At 70.1% G+C, this 261-nt stretch carries 1 protein-coding gene; it reads right to left on the bottom strand.

The window, feature by feature from the left end; genetic code table 11:
• Positions 1–67: 67 nt before the first annotated feature.
• On the bottom strand, positions 68–261 hold a 194-nt coding region (locus GUI70_RS23655), incomplete at its 5' end, for a carboxymuconolactone decarboxylase family protein (protein WP_161884600.1).

The following is a 261-nucleotide window of genomic DNA, read 5'->3' on the forward strand; positions in this document are numbered from 1 at the left end:
TGTCCGAGGCTTGCGGCGGCGCCGCTGTTGATGCGGCGCAGATTGGCACGCGATGACCAAGGAAGGGTTAACGCGGCGGCCCGGAAAGCTGGTCGAATGCCTCGAGCGCCTCGGCGGCATACCTCGCCGAGGGACCGGCGCCCATATAGACCGCCATGCCGAGCGTTTCGGCGATTTCGGCGCGCGTGGCGCCGGCACGCGCGGCATCGCGCGCATGATAGGCGATGCAGGGCTGGCAGCGCGTCGCCACCCCGATCGCCA

The sequence above is a fragment of the Deinococcus alpinitundrae genome, assembly GCF_009982895.1.
GTDB classification, from domain to species: domain Bacteria; phylum Deinococcota; class Deinococci; order Deinococcales; family Deinococcaceae; genus Deinococcus; species Deinococcus alpinitundrae.